Source organism: Prosthecobacter dejongeii (assembly GCF_014203045.1).
Taxonomy (GTDB): Bacteria; Verrucomicrobiota; Verrucomicrobiia; order Verrucomicrobiales; family Verrucomicrobiaceae; genus Prosthecobacter; species Prosthecobacter dejongeii.
This window is the reverse complement of the sequence record NZ_JACHIF010000001.1, coordinates 668,511-686,312: the sequence shown is the minus strand read 5'-3', so window position 1 is coordinate 686,312 and position 17,802 is coordinate 668,511. Positions and strand designations below refer to the sequence as shown.

Below are 17,802 nucleotides of genomic sequence, written 5' to 3'. Positions count from 1 at the left end.
TAGCTCTCAAGCGGGTGCGGAATTCGACTCCAGCCACGCCGCATAGGCAGCCTCCGTCATTTCGCCTGCAGCCAGAGCCAAGGTGCGAACTGCCGCATCAGCTTCCCCCGCCGTGAAGTGATAGCCATTGAGTTCGAGCATCAAGATGCCAGTGATGAATCCGGTGCGTTTATTGCCATCCAGGAAAAGGTGGTTTTTGACGAGGCCATACACATAGCTAGCTGCCAGATCAAACAAGGTGGGGTGACCATACGCGAAGACATTTATCGGTTTACCCAAAGCAGAGTCTAACAATCCCTCGTCGCGGATGCCTGGAGAGCCGCCATGATCATGCAGTGACTGTTCATGCAGTCCTAAAACTGTTTCTTTTTCAATCCACTCGGGCTCGTTCATTTGGCCAGTTCTCGGAGGGTATTGCGGTAACGCTCCATAATGCTCTGCGCTGCTTTCATCTGGCGGCTGACGTTTTGATTGGAAGCATTCAGGCGCAAACTCCCATCTGCAGATTCCGTGATTAACACAGAATCTCCTTCGTCTGCTTTCAAATGAGCGAGGGCTTCTTTGGGCAGGACGAGGCCCACCGAGTTGCCAATCTTGCGAAGTTTGAGTTCCAGAACCATAAGGACAGTGTAGCCACGGATGTTATAACATCAAGTGATTACACCGTTCATTGGAGACGCTTAGAACTTCAGCTCTTCCTGGAAGATCATGCGGGCGGCTTGGGCCACGTCTTTGTCACCGCGACCGGAAAGGTTGACGATGATGACCTGATCCTTGCTCATTTTGGGCGCGACTTTCTGGACTTCGGCGATGGCGTGGCTGCTTTCCAAAGCGGGGATGATGCCCTCCACGCGGCTGAGTTCCTGGAAGGCTTCCAGGGCCTCGGTGTCCGTAGCGTAGTTGTACTCCACGCGACCTTCGTCATGCAACCAGGCGTGCTCAGGCCCTATGGCAGCGTAGTCCAGACCGGCGCTGACGCTGTGCGTGAGCTCGATCTGGCCGTCATCGTTGGCTAGCAGCCAGGTCTTCGTGCCCTGCAAGACACCCAGGCGACCGCCTTGAAAACGGGCAGCGTGGCGCTCGGGCACGATGCCGTCGCCACCAGCTTCCACGCCGATCATGCGCACATTGGCGTCATTGAGGAAGGGATGGAAAAGGCCGATGGAGTTGCTGCCACCGCCTACACAGGCCACGAGGAGATCTGGCAGGCGATTTTCACGCTCCAGGATCTGCTGGCGGGCTTCCACCCCGATGACGCGGTGAAAGTCCCGTACCATCATGGGGAAAGGGTGAGAGCCCAGAGCGCTGCCCAGGATGTAGTGGGTGGTGCGGACATTGGTCACCCAGTCACGCATGGCCTCATTGACGGCCTCTTTCAGGGTGGCCTGACCCGCGGTGACGGCCACAACTTTGGCCCCGAGGAAGCGCATGCGTGCCACATTCAGAGCCTGGCGTTCCATGTCCACCTTGCCCATGTAGATGGTGCAGTCCAGACCGAAGCGGGCGCAGACGGTGGCGGTGGCCACGCCGTGCTGACCCGCGCCCGTTTCAGCGATGATGCGCTGTTTGCCCAAACGCAGAGCCAGGAGGGCCTGGCCGAGAGCGTTATTGATCTTGTGTGCGCCCGTGTGCAGGAGGTCTTCACGCTTCAGGTAGATGCGTGCACCGCCCAGTTTCTCTGTCCAGCGCTCCGCAAAATAAAGGGGGGTGGGGCGGCCGACGTACTCGTGCAGGAGACGGTTCAGCTCGGTTTGGAAAAGTGGGTCAGCCTTAGCACGCTCATACTCTTCGGAGAGTTCATTGAGAGCAGACATCAGCGTCTCCGGCACAAACATGCCTCCATAGCGGCCAAAGTGGCCGTGTTTGTCAGGCATTGCGGGGAGAGAAGCAGCAGGGGCAGCAGTCATGGCGGGAGGGCAGGATAAATCAGATACGCGGCTTGGCAAAGGGCAGGAAAGAAATCGGGCAAAAGGAAGTCTTAAAGCGGTGGCCAAGACCTCTCTGTTTGCTCGGTGATGAGGGTGGGCACGCAGGCATCGTGGCTTTCACGGGGGATTTCCTGCAAGACTTGGGCCTCGAAACACAGGCCCACGAGGGCAGCGTTCACGGCGGGTAGGTCCAGGAAACGATCATAAAAACCACCGCCACGGCCCAGGCGGCCTCCATCGCTGTGGCTAAAGGCCAGCCCAGGGACGAGGATGAGTGTCAATTCCTCCGGGGGAATGGGGCGGCACTGTGAGACCACTGGCACCCATACACCCAGGGGCCCGCGTTCCAGATCGTGATCACCCGTGACCTCGTAGGCATGCAGTTCCACCCCCTCCATGGCAAAGAGGGCCGTCTGCCAGCCGTGAGTGCGCAGCCAGGGCAGCAGGGTGGTGATGATATCTGGCTCATTTCGCAGCCCCCCAAAGAGGCTGACGGTGCCAGGTCGTGCCCAGAGATCTCTCCGCGCCATGAGGCGCTGGACAATTTGCTCGGACCAAACGGCTAGCTCCTCCACAGGCATGGCGCGCAGGCGTTCGCGGACTTGGCGGCGCAGGTCGGCTTTGGTGAGAGGGGCGGTGGACATGGGCGTATGTGGCCAAAGAGCAGGCCTTTGGAAAGCGGCAAGTTGCGAGACATTCCGTCCCGCGCTTGCCACCTTTAGAAAGCGCCTGCATCATTCCCGTGAATGGTCGCCTTTCTCTTCCGCCGTCTTTTGAGCAGCCTCCTGGTGCTGTTCTTTGCGGTGTCACTCACTTTTCTTCTGACACGCTCGCTGCCGGGCGGGCCGTTTGATCGTGAAAAGACCAGCTCGGCCCAGGTAAAGGAAGCGCTGGAAAAACAGTACAAACTGGATGGCAGCCTGTGGCAGCAATACACCGCTTATTTGCGAGATCTGGCCCGGCTGGACTTGCGCGTGTCCTTCAAATACCGTGACTGGAGCGTGGCGGAGATCCTGGCACAGAAGATGCCCACGTCCATCAAGCTGGGCGGGGTGGCCTTTGTCATCGCCAGTGTGCTGGGTGTCTTCATCGGCAGTCTCGCGGCCATGCGGCGGGACACGGCGGTGGACTGGACGGCCATGTTTGGGGCCATCGTGGCCATTTCCATCCCCTCTTTCATCACCGGGCCGTTTTTGGTCGCGGTGTTTGCTCTTTGGTTAGGCTGGTTGCCGGTCGGCGGCTGGGGCAGTGTGCAGCACCTCATCCTGCCAGCCTGCTGTCTGGCGGCGCCGTATGTGGCCTATGTGGCGCGGCTCATGCGCAACAGCCTCCTGGATGTTTTGAAAAGTGACTTTCTGCGCACGGCACGGGCGAAGGGGCTGACGGAATCTCAGGCCCTGGCACGCCATGCCATGAAGGTGGCCATCCTGCCGGTGGTCACCTATCTCGGCCCGCTGGCGGCTCATCTGCTCACAGGTTCGATGATTGTGGAGAGTGTGTTTAACATCTCCGGTGCGGGCAGCATCTTTGTGAATGCCATCCAGAATCGCGATGCCTTCCTCCTTTGCGGTGCGGTGGTGATCTACTGCACATTGCTCATTGTCTTTAACCTCATCGTGGACCTGCTTTACAGCGTCCTGGATAAACGCATCCAGCTCCATGGCTAAAGCTCCCACCGCAGCCGCTATCAGCCGCCCAGGAGGCTGGGCCATTGTCCGGCGGAATCGCCCGGCGATGATCTCGCTCATCTACCTCAGCTTTGTGGCCCTGGTGGCCTTCACGCTACCGTTTCTACTGCCGGAAAGTCTGAAGGCAACTAGCAGCGGTACTTTTTTGCCACCTTTGTCGTTAGGTCAAGAGCACGGCCTGCTGCACCTGTGCGGCACGGATGTGAATGGCCAGGACCTGTTTTATCGCCTTCTCACGGGGGCCCAGGTATCGCTGGGGGTGGGCATCATCGGCGCTCTCATTTCCCTCTTCATTGGCACCACCTATGGCATGGTCAGTGGCTTCTTTGGTGGGCGTGTGGATGCCCTCATGATGCGCACAGTGGATATGCTGTATGCGGTGCCGCGCATCCTTTTCATCATGATCTTCATCGCCGCTTTTGATGGGGTTTTTAAAGATTGGTTGGACGGCACCCGGCTGTGGGCGCAGGAGCAGCAGTGGGGGAAGCTGGAGGAGGCCGCACGTTACCTCATTCCGTATTCAAAGATCTTGGTGATGATCCTTTCGCTAGGCCTGGTGGAATGGCTGACCATGGCGCGCATCATTCGGGGGCAGGTCTTGGTGCTGAGAGAGATGACCTTCGTCACTGCCTCCCGTGCGATGGGCCAGGGGGGCTGGACCATCCTGCGTAAGCACTTGCTGCCGAATTTGAGCACCCTTATTTTGACGTATCTCACGCTGACAATCCCCGCCGTCATCCTGGATGAGTCCTTCCTGAGTTTCCTCGGTCTGGGCATCGAAGACCCCGCTGCGAGCTGGGGCTCTCTGCTGAAGGATGGAGCGCAGGTAATCAATCCGCTCGAGAGCAAATGGTGGCTACTCGCCTTCCCGGCGCTGCTCATGTCGCTGAGTCTTTTGGCGCTGAATTTCCTGGGTGATGGGCTTCGGGATGCCTTTGATCCCAAGTCTGCGGAGTGAAAAAATGTTGCTGGAATGCCGCGTCATTCGTTGACTAGGCAATTGACTTTAAGAAAGCCTGCGCCTTCTTTTCGTTGTTCGCAGCTTTGGTTGTGAATAGGTGTCCCCCCCCACAAGTTCCTGTCCTCATGGCAAAGCCCAGCCAGCACCAACAGGGAAACTCCGCCAGCCAACGCAGCGGGGCCGGGCAGACCATCGTTGAGCTTTGCACCGTCTCTGATTGCGGTCTGGTGTTTTGGTCTCGGCAGCGTTTTGACATTGGGTCTGAGCTGCAAATCCGCGTCCTACGCAGTGCCATCCCGCATTTATCTGCCCCAGAAAGCACCAATGAAGAATGGGTGACCCTGCGTGGTTATGTGGTGGAATGCCCGGCGCTGCGACGTCCTAGTGGCGAGCATGGTTTTCAAGTCTCGTTATTGCTCGACAGTGCGCTGACTGCGATGACGCAGCAACCTCGCAGTCGCCCCACGAAGACCTGTCCCAAGATGCGCTCCAGCTTTCCTGGGCTGCAACGCGTGGGCTTGAATTGAGCCACCAGCCGCTACTTGTCCTTCGGGGCCATGTTGGCCGGGCCGTGAAAGGCGAGGGAGCGGTCGGCGATCCAGCGGCTGTCCTTGCCGGGTAGCAATTTGAAATGATGCACGGTTAGGCCCGTAGCCCCGCTGTCCATGCCGAAGCCTAGGCCCCCTCGCACTTTTTTCACAGGACCTATTTCCGCTTTGCCCAGCCACCGCCCATCGTAACCGACACGCAGGTGACGAGCCTCAAGGACGTTGCGAATTTCCAATCTGATGGTTAGGCGCTTGCCGGGGGTGTAAGTGGCCCCAGGACTTTCCCACAGGACACGCCCATGGGTAAGGATGCGCCGGGAGCTGAGCTCTATCGAACAAACGCCATTTTGCAGGCCTTGCTGGGATTCTTTGGGGAAGTCCACGTAGAGCGGGATGTCTGGGGAAGTGGGGGTGTAGCAGATTTCAAGGTCGAAGTCCCCACACTCCAGGAGGCCGGGGCAGATGAGTTTGCCCACGCGACCATCAGGGGTGTAAACGAAGTCCGTGCCCTGCCGGTGCCACTGGTTTTTGCCCACGCGACCGATGGACCAAAAGCGGTCCAGCACGGGATCCATCTGTGTGGTGAGATTGATCCATGGCAGTGAGTCACTGGCCATGGCTGGCGGAGGAGCAGCGGGACGGAGCCAAAACCAAGCGGCTGCTGTGGTGGCGGTGGCCACGCTGACGATGAGACCGCTGGTGAGGCGGCGGCGTGTCCAGGGACTGGGCGCAGCAGTGGGTTTTTCCAGATACAGGGACGAGAGGTCCTGCTGCATCTCATGGACGCTGGGGTAGCGCTGGTCACGATCTGTTTGCAGAGCGCGGTCCACCACGCGGTCCAGGCCCGCATAGGCATCCCGCCGCAGTTGGGTGGGCAGGGCAAAGCGGCCCTTCGGCAGGTGGCCGGTCAACATCTGGTAAAGCAGCACGCCCACGGCATACACGTCTGCGCGGCCATCCAGAGACAGGCCGGGGGAAAAGGCTTCAGGCGCGATGAAGTCGGGGCTGCCCACGGCCACGTCGCTGAGTGTGAGGGATTCACCCGCCTGCAAAGGCTGGCGAGCAAGGCCGAAGTCCATCACCTTTACCTGACCCTCAGGCCCCACCATGATGTTGGAGGGCTTGATATCGCGGTGGATCACACCCTGGCTGTGCATGTAGGCCAGCGCATCGCAGACCTGGGCGGTGATGCGGATGGCCTCATCCTGTGGCAGGGGGCCCGTGCTTTTTAGCCACTGCGCCAGGTCCATGCCCTCCACCAATTCCATGACCAGATAGGGCAGGCCATCGTGAGTTTCACCCGCTTCATGGACGGTGACCACGCGGGGGTGCTTCAGCCGTGCCATCGCTCGCGCTTCCTGCTGAAAGCGCAGGCTGAAGGCGGGGTCTAGCCGGGCTAGCTCAGGCGGCAGTACCTTGATGGCTACGGTTCGTTCCAGAGCGGGCTGCACGGCACGGTACACGGCGCCCATGCCGCCGCGAGCGATGAAGGCCTGCACCTGAAACTGTGGCAGGGATGCCTGCAAGGAAGCGACGGAGGGGGGCACCCAGGTAGCCCCATGCACAGGAGGTTGACCCGCCTGCCATAGCCCCTGCGCCTGAGAATCCGTCAGCTCAGGGGTGGATGAAGGGTCTGGGGTGGCAGACATAAGTCACTGGGTAGATATCATTCACCCCGCAGGTCATAACAAACGATGCGGGTGCCGTTTTTTCGATCCAGCGATTCCGCCTGCTGGTGCACGTAAAGCAGGCCGTGGCTCAGGGAGGGCAGGCTCCAGGTATTCAGCGCGTAAAAGAGCTGAGTGCGGGAGACCTCCTCACAGCCCTGGGGGGAAAGTTTCAGCGTGTGCAGGCTGCCGGTTTCACCCAAGCAGAGGAAGTGACCCTCCACCTTCAAAAGGCTGGCTCGCAGGATGCTTAGGCGCACGGGTTTGCTGCGGCCCTGGGCGGTGGCAAAGGCAGCGTCTTCCCACTCGATGTTTCTTCCCCACACCTCCGCCCCCGTGTCTGCATTCACGCAGACGAGGCGGGAATTGTTTTCGCGCTCGCCATCAATCGCGTAAAGGTGGCCTTCGTGATAAACGGGTGTCATCCAGTGCACGCCGATCTTTTTGGAATGCCAGACTTCTTTGACCTGGAACTGCGCATCATATTCCACCATCACACCGCCTAACGGCTGATTCTTTGGGTAGCAGGTGGTGATGAAAGCACGATTTTTTTCTGGGACTACCACAGGGCTGCTGCCGGTAGCCTGGATGTATTCCTCATCCCGCCAAGGAAAGCGGCTGTGTACGGTGCCGGTGGTCGGGTCAATGCATAGCAGGCCGCCGATGGCGGGATCACTCTCTCCTCCGGCATAGATGAGAACCTTCGTCTGGCCGTGCAGCTTCGCAGGAATGGGCGAGGCATAACTGGCACCCCATTCATCCTCCACCTTCCATTTCACCGCCCCTGTGGTTAGGTCAAAAGCAGCCACGCTGACGCCTTTCGTGGCCAGCTTCGCCGCACGATCTCGGCGGTCTTCAAAGCCATCGAATGCCTCCGCCTTGCCACCTACATTGACAATGACGAGCCCATCTAAAATCAGGGGCGAGGAGCCCGCGCCGAAGAAATCCTGTGGCACGTTGTATTCCTTTCGCAGGTCATGCGCCCACAGCACCTTGCCGGTCTTTAAATCGTAAGCGTGAAGCTGGGACGTCACGCCCAGCGTCACCACCACACCCTGGGAGATGACCGGACTGCTACGCGGGCCATTGCCGAACCCGTAGCGGTCCTGGTACTCGATGGGGTAGGCCTGGCTCCAGAATCGCTGGCCCGTTTCCCGGTGCAGGCACTCCACGGTTTCCTGCTTCTCCAGCGCGTGGAAAATCACGCAGTAGTCACCGCTGAGGATGGGGGAGGTGTAGGCCTCGCCCGTGGTCACTTCCCAAACAGGTGACAGGCCAGTCGCGGGCCAGGTTTTTAAGAGGTGGGTTTCGGGTGTGCTGGCATCGTGGCTGGGGCCCAGCACGCGCGGCCAGTCACTGGTTTTTGCTCCAGCGGCCAGGGGTTTCGGTGCATGGTGAAAGGTGAGCCGGTCAAAAGGCTGCGCCTCCTGGGCAGGGAGGGCTCCAGAAAACAGGTACAGGCAGAAAAACAGTCTCGACGCTTCCTTCATGGTCACGCAGACTAAAGACCGCTATGCAAAAAGCCATCGCCATCTTTTCCTTTGCCGCCCTCAGCCTGCTCGCCTCCTGCACCACTTGCCCCATGGGGCACAAGACCACTGCCCAGGGCAAGGTAGAGCACGTCGTCCTCCTGTGGCTGAAAAAGCCGGGCGATGCCGCAGATCGGGCCGCCATCATCGCTGCGGCCAAGGGTTTCCAAAAGGATATCCCCGGCATCCAGCACCTCAGCGTGGGCACCCCGCTGGCCAGTGAGCGCCCGGTGGTGGACGATAGTTTCGACGTGGGTCTGGTGATGCGCTTTGCCACCCCGGCGGACCTGGCCGTGTATGAAAAACACCCCGCGCACGTGAAAGCGGTGAACGAGATCCTGAAACCGAAGGCCAAAAAACTGCTGGTTTATGACGTGGTGGCCCAGTAGGCCACGAATTGTCCGTCAAAACCCTTGCAGCCGGGGCCAGCGCATTTCATCACTGCGGGATGCCCAAGCCCGCACCCGTCGCCCGTCAGAACCGCCACTCGTCTCCCACCACGGGGCACGTGCCTGTGTATGATGAAGATGACCTGTCTCTGCTGCTGGAGGGGAAAGAAAACCCGCTCGTGCTCATCCTGGACTGCATCCAGGATCCGCACAACCTGGGGGCCTGCCTGCGCACGGCCGATGCGGCGGGCTGTGATTGCGTGGTGATGCCGAAGGACAAGTCTGCGCCCATCTCCGATACCGTCATCCGCGTCTCGTGCGGCGGTGCCGAAAACATCCCTCTCGTGCGCGTGACGAATCTGGTCCGCGCTATGGAAAAGCTGAAGAAACTGGGCATCTGGATCGTCGGCACGGCGGATGAAACCACGAAGTCCATCTACGATCTGGATCTCAAAGGCCCCACGGCCATCGTCATGGGTGCTGAAGGCGACGGCATGCGCCGCCTGACAGGGGAGCATTGCGATTTCCTCGTCCGCATCCCCATGGCAGGTCGCGTGCCGTGTCTGAACGTCTCCGTGGCGACGGGTGTGTCTTTGTTTGAAGTGGTGCGCCAGCGGCAGGGGAAGAAGTAGAGAGCGTTAAGAATTTTCAGCGCTTACCTTTGGAGGGAGAGGAGAGTGTCTCATGCTCTCCTGTCACCTAAGTTCTCAACAGCGCGTTCTACCGGGCCCTGCCTGCGGGTTTGCGAAGTCTCGCTGAGAAAGATTTAAAAGGAGGTGAGGCCCATCCCTGCACTCCTTTCTTGCCAGAGTCTCCAAACAGGTGGCATGGGTGGCCATGCCTCAAGATCTCACCGCCACCCTTCGCCAGCACTTTGGCCATGCGGCTTTTCGCCCAGGGCAGGAGGCTGTGATGCAGGCGTTGCTGGCGGGGCGGAGTGCGCTGGCGCTTTTTCCCACCAGTGCCGGAAAGTCTCTGTGCTATCAGCTTCCAGCTTTGCTGATGGATGGAGTCACCTTGGTCATTTCACCTCTCATCGCGCTGATGAAAGATCAGGTGGAGGCGCTGAAGGCGAGGGGCATTGGCGCGGCGCGGTTGGATTCATCTTTGAAATTGGAAGAGGCGCAGCAAGTCTTTGAGGATCTGCGCACCGGAAAGACGAAGCTGCTCTACATCGCACCTGAGCGGCTGATGAATGAGAACTTCATGGAGCGGCTGAAGCGGATCAAAATCGCCATGATGGCGGTGGATGAAGCGCACTGCATTTCGGAGTGGGGGCATAACTTCCGGCCAGAGTATTTGCGTCTGGCGCATGTGGCGAAAGAGCTGGAGATTTCCCCCGTGTTGGCCCTCACGGCCACTGCGACCCCGAGCGTGGCGGCGGATATTCGGCGGGCTTTTGACATTGTCCAGGAGGATCACATCCAGACCTCCTTCCATCGGCCTAACTTACATTACCGAATCACTCCCTGCGCGGCGGTGAAGCGCAAAGAGGTACTGACGAAGCTGCTGCTGAAACGCCAGGTGCCGTCCATCGTATACGTCACACTGCAACAGACGGCTGAGGAAGTGGCGACGCATCTGCAAAAAGCTGGGGTCAATGCGCTGGCGTATCATGCGGGGCTGCCGGACGAATATCGGCACGCGGCGCAGGATGGTTTCATGACCGGACAGACGGAAGTGATCGTGGCGACCATCGCTTTCGGGATGGGGATTGATAAGGCGGATATCCGGGCGGTGTATCACTACAACCTGCCTAAAACGCTGGAAAACTACATGCAGGAAACGGGCCGTGCGGGGCGCGATGGCAAGGTATCTGTCTGTGAAATGCTGGCCTGCCAAGATGACTGCACCGTGCTGGCAAATTTCACCTTTGGGGATACCCCCACGCCGCAGGCCCTGCGGCAGTTGGTGGACCATCTGCTGCGGCAGGGAGATGAATTTGATATTTCCATTTATGATCTTTCTGGCAGCACGGACATACGCCCTTTGGTGATTGAGACGGTTTTGACAAACTTAGAGTTAGGTGGGCTGGTGCGCCCGCTGGGCATGTTTTATTCCAGTTATCAGTACAGTTTTCTCCAGCCCGAGGCGCGCATCCTGGCGGGGCATAAACCAGAACGGCAGGCGTTTTTACGGAAGCTTTTCGCCTGTGGGAAACGCGGGCACAAATGGACCACTTTAGTCCTGGATGAAGCTGCGGCTGAAATGGGCGAACCACGGGAGCGCCTGCTGAAGGCGCTGACCTGGCTGGAGGAGGCGGGAGAGATTCAGATGAAACCCAGTGGCTCACGCCAGCGATACAGGCTGTGTGGGGATGCTGCTGACCGCGATCCTGAGGCGGTGAGTCAAAAGATGCAGCAGCTCTTTGCCGGGCGTGAGCTGCGGGATGTGCAGCGGCTGGACCAGATCCTCGAACTGGCCAGTCAGCGCGAATGCATCCCGCGCTGGTTGCTACGCTATTTTGGCGAGGAGATGGCGGAGGACTGCGGCACCTGCACGAGCTGCCTGGAGCGGGCAAAAAAGGTGGACATGAGTGAGCCACGCAGCATTCCACAGTCGGCACGACCGGGAGTCACGACGGAAGATGTGGCGGTTATCCGCACACTTTTGGATGAGCGGCATCCCGCACTGCGCACGCCGCGGCAGTTGGCACGCTTTCTGTGTGGCATCACCAGCCCTGCGACCACGCGGGCTCGCCTCACACGATTGGATAGCTTTGGCATGCTGGACCAAGTGCCCTTTGCCGATGTGCTGGCGCAGGCGGAGACGATGCGCTGAGATTGGATTTCACCCTGCCTTCGCCCTTGCATCTGCGTGGTGACCCCGCACACTGGCGCGCCATGTCTCCCGATTCCCTCGAACGCCTTAGCTCCACGATCCGTGATGTGCCGGATTTTCCTCAACCCGGCATTCTTTTCAAAGATATCACGCCGGTGCTGGCGGATGCGCATCTTCTCCAAGAGGCCATTGAAGGCATGGCGGAAATCTTCGCCGGTCAGAAGGTGGATAAGGTGGTGGGCATTGATGCCCGTGGCTTTATTTTTGGTGCTATGATCGCGCAGCGGCTAGGGGCTGGTTTTGTACCCGTGCGGAAAAAGGGCAAGTTGCCCTGGAAGACCCGCGGGGTGGACTATAGTCTGGAGTATGGCACGAACAGTGTGGAGATGCACCTGGATGCCCTAGCCCCCGGGGAGCGGGTGGTGCTGGCGGATGATCTGCTGGCCACCGGTGGCACGGCTGGCGCGGCGCTGGAACTGATCCGCCAGTCCGGGGCTGAGTTGCTTGGCTCAGTCTTTTTCATTGAGCTGGCTTTTCTCTGCGGTCGTGAACGACTGGAGGGTATGGGGCCGATTCATTCGCTGCTGAAGTTTTGATTTTTTTGACCCCTCGCACGCATGACTGTACAGGAGTATCAGCGCCGTTTGGAAGCCGCCGCGCAAAAGGTGTTCGGCAAAGACGTGGCGCTACCCCGTGGCCGCACGGAGACGTTGAAACTCTGCAAGCGGTTTCTGCGCCTCAAGGAGCAGCGAATCAAGCAACGTCATCGAGCAGGCGGAAGTGGGGTGGAGATCTGCCGCATGCGGTCCGATGTCATGGACTACATCGTGCGGCTGCTGTGGCAGGAATGCCTAGCCGCGCTGGAACCTGCGGTGAGGAATAAGCTGAATCTCAGCGTGGTGGCTCACGGTGGATATGGGCGGCAGGTGATGAGCCCGGGCAGTGATGTGGACCTGACTTTCATGCTGCCGGGGAATAGCTCGAACGTTTCTCCGGAGTTGGCCAAGTTGATCGGAGACTACCTGCTGTTCTTTTATGACATGAAGCTGAAGGTGGGCCACGGCACGCGCAGCGTGGGTGACTGCCTGAAGCTGGCGAATGAAAGCATGGAGACCAAAACGGCGCTGATGGAGGCGCGTTTTCTCTGTGGTAGTGAGGAGGCCATTCAGGATTTCCGCGCTCGTTTTGACAAGGAGTGCATGACCGGGCGCGAGGCAGAATTTCTCAAGCTGCGTCAGCAAGATCTTGCGAGTCGTCACAATAAATACGGCGGCACGAACTGCGTGCAGGAGCCGAACGTCAAAAATGGCTGCGGTGGCCTGCGCGATTACCAGAACCTCATCTGGATGACTTATGCGAAGCTGGGCACGCTGAATCCGCAAGACCTGGTAACGAAGGGACTGCTGACTCCTGCGGGGTGGAAAGAGATCCAGCAGGCCTACGACTTCATCCTGCGCACGCGCAATGAGATGCACTACACAGAGAAGCGTGCCAGCGACATCCTGACCCTGCGCCTGCAAGGATTTGTGGCTACGAATCTAGGCTATCGGCACAAGCGAATCCTGCGCCGTATCGAGGCCTTCATGCGCGAGTACTACATGGCCACGCGGGACATCCTCCAGCGTAGCAGTGAAGTGATGGACAGGTTTCACCTTCAGGCTTTGGAAGATGAAAGCACGCGTAAGGGATTGCTAAACTTCATGGTTAGGCGCAAGACGGCGCTGAAGAGGGCTGAGAAGTTTGATGGTTTCATTGCCAAAAATGAGCGCTTGTTTGTCGAAGATAAGGCTCTCTTTAAAGAAGACCCCAGCAAGCTCATGCAGGTGTTTCTTCACACCCAGCAGCGGCATCTGCGGCTGAGTCCAGAGCTATTCCAGCTCATGCAGGAAAGCTTCCGTCTGGTGAATGTGAGCTATCGGTATAACAAAGGGGTGAGAGAAACCTTTGAGGCCATTCTTTCCTGCAAAGGGGATGTGGCACGGGTGATGCGGCAGATGCATCGCGTGGGTTTTCTGGGGCGCTACATGCCGGAATTTGGCGCGCTGACCTGCCTGGTGCAGCATGAATTTTTTCATCGTTACACGGCAGATGAGCACACGCTGCGCACGCTGGATAAGCTGGACGAACTCAGCGGCCCTCCCAAGCCTGGGCTGAGTCTTTATCAAAACCTTCTGCATGAACTGGCGCAGCCGGCGATCTTGTATCTGGCCCTGCTGCTGCATGATGCGGGCCGCGCAGCCAATGCGAAGGCCCATGATGCTGAAAGCACCGTGATGGCGGATGCCGTATGCCGCCGCCTCCAGATCAAAGGGGAGAAGCGCAAGCTTCTGCTGTTTTTGGTGGATAATCACCTGCTGATGTATCGCACCGCGACGACGATGAATCTGGATGATCCGAAGGTGATCGGCGAATTTGCCGGCATCGTGCGGACGAAGGAGTATCTGGACACACTTTTGGTGATGACCTATGCGGATTCCAAGGGCACCAGCGAAGCGAGTTGGTCCGGTTACAAAGAGGCCTCCATCCGCCAACTGTACCACAACACGCTGCAATTTATGGATGCGCCGGCGGACTTCATGCGCCGTGCAGCAGTGCCCATGGATGAGGTGAGAGCGGGTGTGGCGAAAGAACTGGGGGCTGAATTTGACCTGGAAATCAGCGCGCACTTCCAGCACATGCCGCGCAGTTACTTTAACTTCCGAGAGCCCGCACAGATCGCGGATCACATCCGCCAATTTCGCCAGTTTTTTACCCAGCTCATGGTGGAGGAGGCGGAGGCTGGCCTCCTACCGGTGATGACCTGGACGGACCATGTGGAGCAAGGCTACAGCGAACTGACGGTCACCTGCTGGGACCGCCATCAGTTGCTGGCGCGTATTTCAGGGGCGCTCTCTGCGGAAAGCATCAACATTCTGAGTGCCGATCTCTACCAACGCGGAGATAATCTGGTGCTGGATATGTTCCGCGTCTGCAATACGAACTTTGCGGCGGTGACGAGCAAGACAGCGAGGCAGCGGGTGGAGGCCTCCGTCCGCCAGGCTTTCCTGGCGCAGAAGTTTGATTTCGGTCCTGCCATCGCGAAAACGCGTAAAGCCATTCCTGGTTATGATGAGGTGATGTCCGAGATCCCACAGCGGGTTTACATCAACAACGAACTCTCGCATGACCAGACCATCGTGGAACTGCAGGTGGTGGACCGCCTGGGGCTTTTGTACGATGTTTTCATGGCCATCGGCAAGCTGGGGCTGAACATCACACATGCGCGCATCGGCACAGAAAAAGGCGTGGCGATTGACTCCATCTATGTGCAGGACGAAAATGGGAGGAAGCTTTCGACCCGACTCGTTTTGGACACCTTGCAGGGCAAGATCGAGGAGGCCGTGTTTGGTTAAGGTGGTGGGAAGGGGCGATTGAGGGCAGGCCTAAAAAGAATCGTCTCTTAACTACACAAAATCCTCGTATCCTGCGGGGGGCTTGCTAGTTTCCTGACCCGTGATCAAAAAAAGCACCAGGGGTATATGGGGCGCGCTTATCTTGAGCGTTGCCAGCAGCGACATTCATGCGGCAGAGCCCGTGAAGGTAACGCTGAAAAATGGTGCTCAGGTGCAGGGGGAGGTGCTTCGTGAACGCGATGATGTGCTGATGCTGGACCTGGGCTTCACCGTGCTGAATGTGCCACGGCTGGAGATCGCCAGTCAGGAAAAAGCCGGGACACAGAAAGTCTCTGGCCCGAGTGAGGCGGAAAGCGAAGACATGTACTTTGTGGAGCCTGGACGTGAGCCTCTGGCGGTGGATAAGAACGTCCTGCGCGTGGGAGAATCTGTGGTGCAGATCCAGACATCCTCCGGGCTAGGTTCAGGCTTCATCATCAATAAGTTAGGCCACGTGGTGACCAATCAACACGTGATCGCTGGTGAGCGAGAAATCTCCGTGGTGGTCTATCGCAAAAAGAATGGCGGGCTGGAAAAGGAGGTTTTCCCGAAGATCAAGATCATCGCAATGAATGGCTTTCTGGATTTGGCCATTTTGCAGATTGATGATCCGGCTGTGAGCAAGCTGCCCTTTGCGCCTTTGGGGGATTCAGACATGCTCATTCAGGGGCAGCCTGTGTTTGCCATCGGCAGTCCTTTGGGCCTGGAGCGTTCTGTCTCTCAGGGCATCGTCAGTGTGCGTGCTCGCGAGACCCGCGGTGCTTGGTCCATTCAGAGCACCACGCAGATCAATCCAGGAAACTCGGGTGGACCACTCTTTAATGCCCGTGGGGAGGTGGTGGGAGTGAACAATATGAAGCTGGCGGGTGTCGGTGTGGAGGGTCTTGGCTTTTCCATCCCTGCAAACTTGCTGAAACTGTTCCTCAAAAACCGGGATGCTTTTGCCTTTGACCCTCGCAACCCCAACAGCGGCTTTCGCTACCTTTCCCCTCCGGCTCCGGCCAGTGCCCCAGCTCCTGAAACAACTCCTAAAACCCCAGAGACTCAGCCATGAAACCCCCTCGTTTTCTTTCTCTTTTTACCTTGCTCAGCCTGCTGAGCAGTGTGTCTGCGCATGCGGATAAACTCGACGATTGGTATAAGCTTCTGCCGAAAAATACGGTGGGCGTGATCGCCATCAAAAATACCCCTGAGCTGCTGGCTGACTGGGATAAAAGCAGCTTCACGAAGCTGCTGCAGGACGAGGAGTTCAAGAAATGGACCGCACCTATGATGAAAGATGGTGAGGCCCCCTGGGATAAAGCTGTGAAGGAAGACTCAGGCGAAGGTCTGTATGACAGTCTGAAACGCTATCCTGGGGCTAGCATGGCCATTTTCCTGGGAGATAGCCCCGAGGACTTCTCTGGTGATGAGCCGCCCCTGTGTGGTCTCAGTGATGCTACCGGTCAGGAAAAAGGCCTGGAAGAGATGAAGCTCAAAGAGGCTGAAATCTCGATGAAAAAAGACGAGTCTCTGAAGCAGCGCACGCAGGACATCGCAGGTGTCACCGTGCACATTCTGGCAGCGACGGAAGACGCAGAGGAAGGCTGGGAAGATGGTTATGCCTTTGTGGATGGCACGCTGGTGGAGGCCAATTCCCTCAAGGACATGCAGTATTTCATCACCGCACTGAAAAGTGGTGCAGGTGAGGGCTCTGACGTGGTCGCAGGTCACCTCACTCGTTTAGCTCAGTTGACGGATGGGCACACAGATGTGCTCGTTTATTTGAATGGTGAAACCTTGGTCCAGTGGGGCCTGCAGGCTGCCACAGCGGCTGCGGCGGGCGGTACCAGCCAGATGCCGATCTCCCCTGAGACGATCATCGAAGTTCTGGGGCCACAGGAGATCCAGTCCATCGCACTGACACTGGACATCGCTGACGATCAGTCCCGCATCGAAATGGCGCTGCTGCATCCTGAAAAGCCCACGGGTTTTGTCAGCCTGCTGCGGAGTGCTGGCGGTGAAGTGGTGCTGCCTGCCTTTGTTCCTACCGATGTCATCAGCAGCACAGTGACACGCTACAGCCTTGTTGGCCTTTGGGATAAGCTGATGGTCATGGTGAACAAGCTGGGGCCCATGGCGGCCATGGCGACGATGCAGCTCGGCGGTGTGGAAGCACAGGCCGGAGTCAAACTGCGGGATGACCTCTTCGCCAGCTTGGATGATGAATACATCGAGATCACGGATGGCAGCCTGGAAAATCAGAGCCAGGTGCTCGCGATCAAGGTGAAGGATCATCAGCGTTTCGGCGGTGCTCTGGATGGAGTGAAACGCTTTGCTGGCGCTGGCTTTGCGGCTTTTGAAGAGACCGAATATCTGGGCCACCAGATCAATGTCATCAAAGCTGCCCAACCTACGGGCGCGGAGATGGCCTTCTGCCTAACGAATGATTATTTTCTCTTCAGCACGGGCCCGCAGGCGCTGCTGAAAAAGGTGCTCTCCCGCATGAAGGAAGCCAGCGGACCGAGCATCTGGGATGATGCCCGCGTGCAGGACCTCATCGCCCGCTTGCCAAAAGGCTATGCAGGCGTGGGTGTGGCGGATGGCGGCAAGATGATGAAGGTGGTGGTGGATGCCATGTCCATGGTGCAGGGCCAAGTGGGCAAAACCGCCAAGAAAAAAGGCAAGAAGGGCAAAGGCAAAAAAGCACCAGCTTCTGAAGACGAAGAAGCTCTGGAAGCCATTTCTGGAGCTGATACCTGGTTTGACCCGACGGCAGTGCCTTCGGATGCCATGTGGAAGCGCTACTTTGGCACCAGTGTCAGTGGCTACTATTCACCTGCCAATGCCATCTATTATCGCTCAGTGACCACTCCGGTGGAGGCCCAGTAAACGCTGACT

16 protein-coding genes are annotated in these 17,802 nt (G+C 58.3%); 10 read left to right on the top strand and 6 right to left on the bottom strand.

Translation table 11 applies throughout. The features are described from left to right. Window positions 1-6 precede the first annotated feature (6 nt). The 4 genes from HNQ64_RS02525 to HNQ64_RS02510 form a co-directional block, all read right to left on the bottom strand. Window positions 7-393 carry a type II toxin-antitoxin system death-on-curing family toxin gene (locus tag HNQ64_RS02525; protein ID WP_184204949.1) on the bottom strand — a complete coding sequence of 129 codons (387 nt, stop codon included), beginning with the start codon at window positions 391-393 and terminating at the stop codon, window positions 7-9. Continuing rightward, complete coding sequence (locus HNQ64_RS02520; protein WP_184204947.1) at window positions 390-620, bottom strand: AbrB/MazE/SpoVT family DNA-binding domain-containing protein; 231 nt, start codon at window positions 618-620, stop codon at window positions 390-392. The genes HNQ64_RS02525 and HNQ64_RS02520 overlap by 4 nt, the downstream gene beginning before the upstream one ends. Window positions 621-680: 60 nt before the next feature. Beyond that, window positions 681-1,907, bottom strand: coding sequence for a tryptophan synthase subunit beta (gene trpB, locus HNQ64_RS02515; protein WP_184204944.1), 1,227 nt, complete (start codon window positions 1,905-1,907; stop codon window positions 681-683). A gap of 71 nt (window positions 1,908-1,978) precedes the next feature. Continuing rightward, window positions 1,979-2,572, bottom strand: coding sequence for a 5-formyltetrahydrofolate cyclo-ligase (locus HNQ64_RS02510; protein WP_184204941.1), 594 nt, complete (start codon window positions 2,570-2,572; stop codon window positions 1,979-1,981). 102 nt (window positions 2,573-2,674) lie between these two features. Between HNQ64_RS02510 and HNQ64_RS02505 the strand changes: the two genes are divergently transcribed. The 3 genes from HNQ64_RS02505 (at window position 2,675) to HNQ64_RS02495 (ending at window position 5,104) form a co-directional block, all read left to right on the top strand. After that, the gene (locus HNQ64_RS02505) at window positions 2,675-3,595 is read left to right on the top strand and encodes an ABC transporter permease (protein ID WP_184204938.1); all 921 of its coding nucleotides are present in this window, start codon (window positions 2,675-2,677) and stop codon (window positions 3,593-3,595) included. After that, the gene (locus HNQ64_RS02500) at window positions 3,588-4,574 is read left to right on the top strand and encodes an ABC transporter permease (RefSeq protein ID WP_184204935.1); all 987 of its coding nucleotides are present in this window, start codon (window positions 3,588-3,590) and stop codon (window positions 4,572-4,574) included. Before HNQ64_RS02505 ends, HNQ64_RS02500 begins: the two co-directional genes overlap by 8 nt. A gap of 128 nt (window positions 4,575-4,702) precedes the next feature. Continuing rightward, window positions 4,703-5,104, top strand: coding sequence for a hypothetical protein (locus HNQ64_RS02495; RefSeq protein ID WP_184204933.1), 402 nt, complete (start codon window positions 4,703-4,705; stop codon window positions 5,102-5,104). Window positions 5,105-5,115: 11 nt separating this feature from the next. Here the strand turns inward: HNQ64_RS02495 and HNQ64_RS02490 are convergent, their stop codons facing one another. Then, window positions 5,116-6,774, bottom strand: a complete 1,659-nt coding sequence (locus HNQ64_RS02490) for a serine/threonine-protein kinase (protein ID WP_184204930.1) — start codon at window positions 6,772-6,774, stop codon at window positions 5,116-5,118. Between the two features lie 17 nt (window positions 6,775-6,791). Beyond that, a complete protein-coding gene (locus tag HNQ64_RS02485) occupies window positions 6,792-8,282 on the bottom strand; it encodes an outer membrane protein assembly factor BamB family protein (RefSeq protein ID WP_184204928.1) in 1,491 nt (496 codons plus the stop codon). A 23-nt stretch (window positions 8,283-8,305) separates the two neighbouring features. Between HNQ64_RS02485 and HNQ64_RS02480 the strand changes: the two genes are divergently transcribed. From HNQ64_RS02480 to HNQ64_RS02450, 7 genes are all read left to right on the top strand, one after another. Continuing rightward, complete coding sequence (locus HNQ64_RS02480) at window positions 8,306-8,710, top strand: Dabb family protein (protein WP_184204925.1); 405 nt, start codon at window positions 8,306-8,308, stop codon at window positions 8,708-8,710. A 59-nt stretch (window positions 8,711-8,769) separates the two neighbouring features. Continuing rightward, window positions 8,770-9,342, top strand: a complete 573-nt coding sequence (gene rlmB, locus HNQ64_RS02475; protein ID WP_184204923.1) for a 23S rRNA (guanosine(2251)-2'-O)-methyltransferase RlmB — start codon at window positions 8,770-8,772, stop codon at window positions 9,340-9,342. A gap of 205 nt (window positions 9,343-9,547) precedes the next feature. Further along, window positions 9,548-11,491, top strand: coding sequence for a RecQ family ATP-dependent DNA helicase (locus tag HNQ64_RS02470; protein ID WP_184204920.1), 1,944 nt, complete (start codon window positions 9,548-9,550; stop codon window positions 11,489-11,491). A 62-nt stretch (window positions 11,492-11,553) separates the two neighbouring features. After that, window positions 11,554-12,087: an adenine phosphoribosyltransferase gene (locus tag HNQ64_RS02465; RefSeq protein ID WP_184204918.1), complete on the top strand. Its 534-nt coding sequence runs from the start codon at window positions 11,554-11,556 to the stop codon at window positions 12,085-12,087. Window positions 12,088-12,108: 21 nt separating this feature from the next. Continuing rightward, the gene (gene glnD, locus HNQ64_RS02460; protein ID WP_184204915.1) at window positions 12,109-14,883 is read left to right on the top strand and encodes a [protein-PII] uridylyltransferase; all 2,775 of its coding nucleotides are present in this window, start codon (window positions 12,109-12,111) and stop codon (window positions 14,881-14,883) included. Window positions 14,884-15,025: 142 nt separating this feature from the next. Then, window positions 15,026-15,976 (top strand): S1C family serine protease, encoded by a 951-nt coding sequence (locus HNQ64_RS02455; RefSeq protein ID WP_246430915.1) that lies wholly within the window; start codon window positions 15,026-15,028, stop codon window positions 15,974-15,976. After that, window positions 15,973-17,793: a hypothetical protein gene (locus HNQ64_RS02450; protein WP_184204912.1), complete on the top strand. Its 1,821-nt coding sequence runs from the start codon at window positions 15,973-15,975 to the stop codon at window positions 17,791-17,793. Before HNQ64_RS02455 ends, HNQ64_RS02450 begins: the two co-directional genes overlap by 4 nt. Window positions 17,794-17,802 lie beyond the last annotated feature (9 nt).

What these genes read in the sequence shown, in the direction of transcription:
- HNQ64_RS02525 (WP_184204949.1), bottom strand. Translation starts at nt 393, where the DNA reads ATGAACGAGCCCGAGTGGATTGAAAAAGAAACAGTTTTAGGACTGCAT.
- HNQ64_RS02520 (WP_184204947.1), bottom strand. Translation starts at nt 620, where the DNA reads ATGGTTCTGGAACTCAAACTTCGCAAGATTGGCAACTCGGTGGGCCTC.
- trpB (WP_184204944.1), bottom strand. Translation starts at nt 1,907, where the DNA reads ATGACTGCTGCCCCTGCTGCTTCTCTCCCCGCAATGCCTGACAAACAC.
- HNQ64_RS02510 (WP_184204941.1), bottom strand. Translation starts at nt 2,572, where the DNA reads ATGTCCACCGCCCCTCTCACCAAAGCCGACCTGCGCCGCCAAGTCCGC.
- HNQ64_RS02505 (WP_184204938.1), top strand. Translation starts at nt 2,675, where the DNA reads ATGGTCGCCTTTCTCTTCCGCCGTCTTTTGAGCAGCCTCCTGGTGCTG.
- HNQ64_RS02500 (WP_184204935.1), top strand. Translation starts at nt 3,588, where the DNA reads ATGGCTAAAGCTCCCACCGCAGCCGCTATCAGCCGCCCAGGAGGCTGG.
- HNQ64_RS02495 (WP_184204933.1), top strand. Translation starts at nt 4,703, where the DNA reads ATGGCAAAGCCCAGCCAGCACCAACAGGGAAACTCCGCCAGCCAACGC.
- HNQ64_RS02490 (WP_184204930.1), bottom strand. Translation starts at nt 6,774, where the DNA reads ATGTCTGCCACCCCAGACCCTTCATCCACCCCTGAGCTGACGGATTCT.
- HNQ64_RS02485 (WP_184204928.1), bottom strand. Translation starts at nt 8,282, where the DNA reads ATGAAGGAAGCGTCGAGACTGTTTTTCTGCCTGTACCTGTTTTCTGGA.
- HNQ64_RS02480 (WP_184204925.1), top strand. Translation starts at nt 8,306, where the DNA reads ATGCAAAAAGCCATCGCCATCTTTTCCTTTGCCGCCCTCAGCCTGCTC.
- rlmB (WP_184204923.1), top strand. Translation starts at nt 8,770, where the DNA reads ATGCCCAAGCCCGCACCCGTCGCCCGTCAGAACCGCCACTCGTCTCCC.
- HNQ64_RS02470 (WP_184204920.1), top strand. Translation starts at nt 9,548, where the DNA reads ATGCCTCAAGATCTCACCGCCACCCTTCGCCAGCACTTTGGCCATGCG.
- HNQ64_RS02465 (WP_184204918.1), top strand. Translation starts at nt 11,554, where the DNA reads ATGTCTCCCGATTCCCTCGAACGCCTTAGCTCCACGATCCGTGATGTG.
- glnD (WP_184204915.1), top strand. Translation starts at nt 12,109, where the DNA reads ATGACTGTACAGGAGTATCAGCGCCGTTTGGAAGCCGCCGCGCAAAAG.
- HNQ64_RS02450 (WP_184204912.1), top strand. Translation starts at nt 15,973, where the DNA reads ATGAAACCCCCTCGTTTTCTTTCTCTTTTTACCTTGCTCAGCCTGCTG.